Origin of the sequence: Algibacter sp., from assembly GCF_049667265.1 — a bacterium.
In the GTDB taxonomy this organism is placed as follows: Bacteria; Bacteroidota; Bacteroidia; order Flavobacteriales; family Flavobacteriaceae; genus Algibacter_B.
Window position 1 is genome coordinate 1 of record NZ_JBATHX010000261.1, and the last position, 6,119, is coordinate 6,119.

The 6,119-nt window shown below is 32.8% G+C and carries 5 protein-coding genes; all 5 read right to left on the minus strand.

Annotated features, from left to right (window positions below; translation table 11 throughout):
* Nucleotides 1-594 (minus strand): DUF368 domain-containing protein (locus WBN21_RS09910; protein WP_424199833.1); only part of this gene is annotated, 594 nt, incomplete at its 3' end.
* Between the two features lie 74 nt (nt 595-668).
* Entirely contained in the window at nt 669-2,060 is a 1,392-nt protein-coding gene (locus tag WBN21_RS09915; RefSeq protein ID WP_424199835.1) for a tetratricopeptide repeat protein, read from the minus strand.
* Nucleotides 2,061-2,220: 160 nt separating this feature from the next.
* On the minus strand, nt 2,221-3,402 hold the full coding sequence (locus WBN21_RS09920) for an aspartate aminotransferase family protein (protein ID WP_424199837.1): 1,182 nt from the start codon (nt 3,400-3,402) through the stop codon (nt 2,221-2,223).
* 6 nt (nt 3,403-3,408) lie between these two features.
* Nucleotides 3,409-5,238, minus strand: a complete 1,830-nt coding sequence (locus WBN21_RS09925; protein WP_424199839.1) for an OstA-like protein — start codon at nt 5,236-5,238, stop codon at nt 3,409-3,411.
* Nucleotides 5,239-5,349: 111 nt separating this feature from the next.
* On the minus strand, nt 5,350-6,119 hold a 770-nt coding region (locus tag WBN21_RS09930), incomplete at its 5' end, for an adenylosuccinate synthetase (protein ID WP_424199840.1).

Below are 6,119 nucleotides of genomic sequence, written 5' to 3' on the forward strand. Positions count from 1 at the left end.
TATATCAACATCATGAATAGCATTGCTTAGCGTTTTGTATGCGCCAAGAATAATAAGAATAAAAGACCCTGAAATACCAGGTAAAATCATGGCACAAATAGCAATGGAGCCCGCCAAAAATAAAAACCATGGATTTTCGTTAGTCCCTAAAGAAGGTAGTTTACTTATGTAAAATGCAATACCAGCACCAATAATTAATGCTAAAACGGAAACAAGATCCCATTTGGTTATTTGTTTTCCAACAAAATAAATACTTGCTACAATGAGCCCAAAAAAGAAAGACCAGATTAATATTGGATGGTGTTCTAATAAGTATTTTGCCAGTTTCATGAACGACACAAAACTGATTATAATGCCAGAAAGCAAGGCTAGTAAAAAATTACCATTTGCTTTTACCCAAAATGCTTTAAGACCATCATTAAAAAGTGTTTTAATTAAAGCGCCATTTACATTACTAATGGTATTAATAAGTTCTTCATAAATACCAGAAATAAAGGCGATGGTTCCTCCTGATACTCCAGGCACGGCATCTGCAGCTCCCATTGCCAATCCCTTAAATGAAATGATTAAATAATCTTTAAGACGTCTTTGCATATTAATATTTTTGCTAAAATCAAAGGTATACATTTGATTACAAAAAAAAAATTAATCTAAACGGTAAGAAATCTTTACTTGTAGATTTGTTTAAGGATGTTTTTCACAAGAAGTTCTTTTGAAACATTTGGAAAAAGTTCATCCAAAATAAACGTATAATCTTCATTGTGTTTGAAACCATTTTTAAGGTAGAAAGTGCCTTTGTCAAGTTCTTTTAATTTGAAGTATAAACCAGCCATTCTATATTCAATTTCGGCATTCTCAGGATAAAATTCAATGGCTTGTTCAAAATTAAATATGGCTTCCTGAGATTCACCTAATTTAATTAATAAATCGCCTCGTGATAACCATGTGCTAAGCTCGTAGTTACCTAATTCGATAGTTTTTTTATAACCGTGTTCTGCTTCTTCGTAAAAATGCAATCGCTGATTTATTTGTGCGTATAATTTCCAATATTTAACATTTTCAGAATCAATATTTATAGCTTTATTTATAAAAGTAAGCGCATTTTGGTAATCGCCCTTTTTGTTGTAAAACTTTGTTATTGCAATCCAACCCTTATCTAATTGCGGATCTTCATGAACAGCTCTGTCGTAATATTGAAGGGTTAATTCGTGATTTTCTAATTTTTCATAACAACCCCCAATGCGCAGTAATGCAAAGGACGTAGGTTCATCTAATTGCAACGTAATAGTGTAGTTTTCAATGGCATCTTGATAACGTTTAAGTTGCTCTAATACTTTACCACGCTCTAAATATGCTCCAACAAATGTGTCATCAGATATGATTGCAAAATCATAAGATGTTAATGCTTTTTCATATTCCTTTAAGGCGAAATATTGTTTGCCTAATTGATGCCATGCTACTTCACAATAGGGGCTTTTATCTAAAAATTGATTCAAATAGGTAATAGCTTCATCATTTTGTTTTAAAAACTCAAAACAATAAATAACGTTGTAAAGTGCAGAATAATCATTGATATCAACTTCTAAGCACTTCTTGAAAAATAATTTTGCATTTTCAAATTGGTCTAGAAATAAATATTCCATTCCAATAAGTGAATATAAATCTAGTACATCATCAGTAAGTTCTAATGCTTTTTTTAAAATCTCAATAGCTTGCTCATGGTCGTCCTTTTTTGAAAAAATATTAGCTTTCTGTATATAAATTTCTTCGTTGGTTGGGTCTAAAATGTATAATTCACTTAAAAGCATATCGGCTTCTTCAAGCTTATCTTCAAAAACATAAATTTCAACTTTGAAAAGTCTTAAATTAATAGAAGTTGGGTGCTGGTTTAAACCTAATTTAATGGCTTTTTTAGCTAAGGCTATTTTACCTTGATTAAGGTAATGATGAATGATGTTTTCAAATTCTTCTGAATCAAAGAACAAAACATGATTTGTTTTTAACATCGATTCAAACTTCGTAAGAGGCAAGTTGTTGTTGTCATTATGACCAAACTCCATAAGCGCATTTATCAGTTTCTACTCGAATAAAATTAAGGTTCTAAACGCTTTTCTAATGTTGTTTCAACAAATTGTTTTTAACAAAGTAATCAACAGTTGTAGTAATTAATGAGGTATTTGATGCTTAGTGACTGATTAGTAAAGTTTTAATGTCTAGTTGTTAGGAATGTATTTCGTCTAAAACATCAATTAATATTTGGCAACCTATATTAATTTCTTCGTTAGAGACGGTTAAAGGTGGTGTAATTCGTACTGCTTTGGGTTCAAAAAGTAACCAAAACAAAATCAATCCACGCTCTTGACATTTTAATATTAGCGAATTTGTAACGTTTTCAGAAGCTGTAATAATGGCAAGCATGAGACCTTTTCCTCTGATGTCTTTAATTAATGGATGAACTAATCGTTTTCGAAAAAGTTGTTCTTTTTCAGTTGCTTGTTCCATCAAATTGCTTTCGGTAATTTCTTTTAAAGTGGCTAAGGCTGAAGCTGCAATAACTGGATGCCCTCCAAAAGTTGTGATATGACCTAATTTAGGATGATCTTGGAGTAAATCCATAAGTTTACCTGAGGCAGTAAAGGCACCAATTGGCATGCCGCCACCTAAACCTTTGCCAGTCACTAAAATATCTGGAATACAATCGTAGTTTTCAAAACCAAAAAGTTTACCTGTACGGCCAATTCCTGGCTGGATTTCATCTAAAATTAATAGGGCACCAACTTGGTTACAACGTTTTTGAACCTGGCTTAAATAAGTATTTGAAGGAACGATAAAGCCAGCACCGCCTTGAATAGTTTCGAGAATCACACAAGCCGTTTTGGTGGTAATTTTTTCTAAATCTTTTTCATTATTAAATTCTATAAACTTGATATTTGGTAAAAGCGGTCTGAAGGCTTGTTTACGTTCTTCAAAACCCATAACGCTCATGGCTCCCATGGTATTTCCATGATAAGCTTTGTTGGCTGCGATTATCTCACTTCGTCCTGTTGCTCGTTTAGCTAATTTTAAAGCACCTTCAATAGCTTCGGTACCAGAATTTGTTAGATATGTTTTTTCTAAAGATTTTGGCAAATGACTTGCCAGTAGTTTTGTAAGTTCAACAGCTGGTTTTTGAATGTATTCGCCGTAAACCATAACATGCATATAGGTGTCTAGTTGTTTCTTAATGGCGGTAACAACTTTTGGGTGATTGTGTCCCAAAGGGCAAGCGGAAACACCAGCTACAAAATCTAAATAAGATTTATTATTAGTGTCGTATATGTAAGATCCCTTAGCATGGGAAATCTCCATAGCTAGCGGGTGAGGGGTTGTTTGTGCTTGGTATTTAAAGAAATCATGTTTCATTTGATTTTACTCTTTAGCTACAGGTTTCTGGATATTAAGCTTTTTTGGTGCATCAAGAACTTTCTTTTTTAATAGGGCAGCATCTTTATCTTTTTGATTTGTTTTTGGCAAGTTTCTTGAAGCTTTTGATGGTTCTCCGTTATTTGTTTGTGTTGTTTCATCCGCTTTTTTAACGCGACTAAGCATAGCTTCGTCTACAAAATCATCCTGAGGAATATAGTCATCTAAACCTTTAATAATTGGAAGTTCTAAAGGTGGGTCATCTTTAAACAAATCTTCAACACTTCTTGGTCGTTCCTCTTCACGCCAATCAAATCCTTTTAGAAATTTTTCCTTTTCAGGGAATTTAGATTCTGGGTATAGGTTTCCATCAATTTGGTTGTATCGTGTGTATTCATCAATATCGCCATTATCAAACAAAATAGTAATACTTCCAGATTTTGATTTATCAATTCCTATAAGCTCTTGTTTATCATTTCTCGCATAGAAAATGGATTGCGCATTTCTTGTAACATCGACTTGCCTAAGCTGATTTTCGTTATTAAAAAGCCCAACCAATTGTTTACCATTTATTTGGTTGTAACCGTTTTTACTAATAGTATCTTTACTTATTATAAAGGCGTTTTCAAAAACAAGGAGTGAGTCTATTTTTTCGGTTTCATTATTGGATAATAAATGAATAGTATCGCCGGTCATTTGATTTTCTAAATTCCAAAGAATTGGTTTTCGTTTTACTGAAAATTTATCACCAGAAGAAAAAGAAGCAATATTCAATAGTTTTGTTAAACCCGTTTTTTGATCAGAATGAATAGAATCCGATTTACCACTTAAATCCGTTTTAAATATTTTGGCATTGTAATATGCTTTAATTACGCGGTTATCGGGTTTTCCGGTAACCATAATTTTATCGGCATGAATGTAAACTGAACCTTTTTCTTGAACGGTAATAGCCAAGGCACGTTTTGTAATAAAAACAGAATCTTTTTCTTTAAAAACTTCGGCATAATGGCCTTTCACAATACTTTTGTTTATTGTGTCAGTAACTGTGATGTTGTTAGTTGCCGAGGCAAAACTTTTATTATTGTCGAAGAATAAACTATCGCCTTCAATAATTCTGTTGTCATAATCTATTCTTGCTTTTTTAAGTGCATAGCCAATTTTGTTTTCGGTATCGTAAAAACCTTTTTCACAATACGTTTTGCTTTCCTCGGTAGTAATCGTTGATGGGCCAAATAAATAGGCGTATCCTGAATCTGAATAAAAATCGAAGTAATCAGAATTTATGGTTGATTCATCACTCACTAAAACGACATCATCAACAAATTGATATTTTTTTTGATCCATATAATACCTACCAATTTTACTGGTAATGGTTCCCGATGAATCTTTTACAACTGTTCCTCCACTTCTATAAAAGGCTTGCTGCCTTGTTCTATCCATATATAGTGTGTCAGATGAAATTGTGGAATTTGGGTCATTCATTACCACATTACCACTTGCAAATGCCAATTCAGTAATGCCGCTATACTCAATATATTGCGACGTCATATTAATGGTGTCACCTTGTTTTAATATAACATTACCATAGGCTTCAATAAAATTATCTTGACTATAATGAATGGCTTTATCGCACCATAAGTTAGCACCACCATGTTCTATATGAACTTGTTGAGCGTCATCACGAGTTAAAATTTTTGCACCTGGATAATTAGCTTCGTCAATAGTTAGTTTACCAGCATATTCAATTTTAATTTTCTTTGCAGACTGGGCATGTAAACTAATTGTTGATACTAAACCAAATAAGAGCATGAAAAATATAACGTGTAGTTTATTCAAAATAATAAATGTTTGTAGCAAAAATAACGATTAATATGATGTTTAAGTATTTTGAAACAAAAAACGCTCCAAAATGTTTAGGAGCGTTTAAGTCAGGTTATTTTAGAAAAATTATTTTCTAAAAATAGTTTGTTTTCTATCAGGTCCTACAGACACTATGGTAATAGGAATTTCTAGTTCTTTTTCTAAAAATGCGATATAGTCATTAAGTGCTTTTGGCATTTGAGAAGCTTCAGACATTTCTGTTAAGTCTTCTTGCCAACCACTAAAATGGGTATAGATAGGTTGTACATTTTCAGGTTCAATATTATAAGGTAAATGCTCAATTATGTTTCCTTTGTAATTATAAGCTGTACATACTTTTAGGGTTTTAAAACCAGAAAGCACATCGCCTTTCATCATCATAAGTTGCGTAACACCGTTTACTTGACAAGCATATTTTAAGGCTACTAAATCTAACCATCCGCAACGTCTTGGTCTTCCTGTGGTTGCGCCAAATTCATTACCTACTTTAGCCATGGTTGCACCATCTTCATCAAATAACTCCGTAGGGAATGGCCCTGAACCAACACGTGTTGTATACGCCTTGAAAATACCAAACACATCACCAATTTGATTAGGAGCAACACCTAAACCAGTACAAGCACCAGCGGCCGTTGTATTACTTGATGTTACAAACGGATAGGTTCCAAAATCGATATCTAAAAGCGATCCTTGAGCACCTTCAGCTAAAATAGTTTGTCCAGATTTTTGGGCTTGATATATGTATTCTTCCGAATCAATAAACTTTAAAGATTTTAAAACTTCAACAGCTTTAAAAAATTCAGCTTCCAATTCTTTTAAATTATATTCTATTTCAACGTTGTAAAAAGCAATCATAG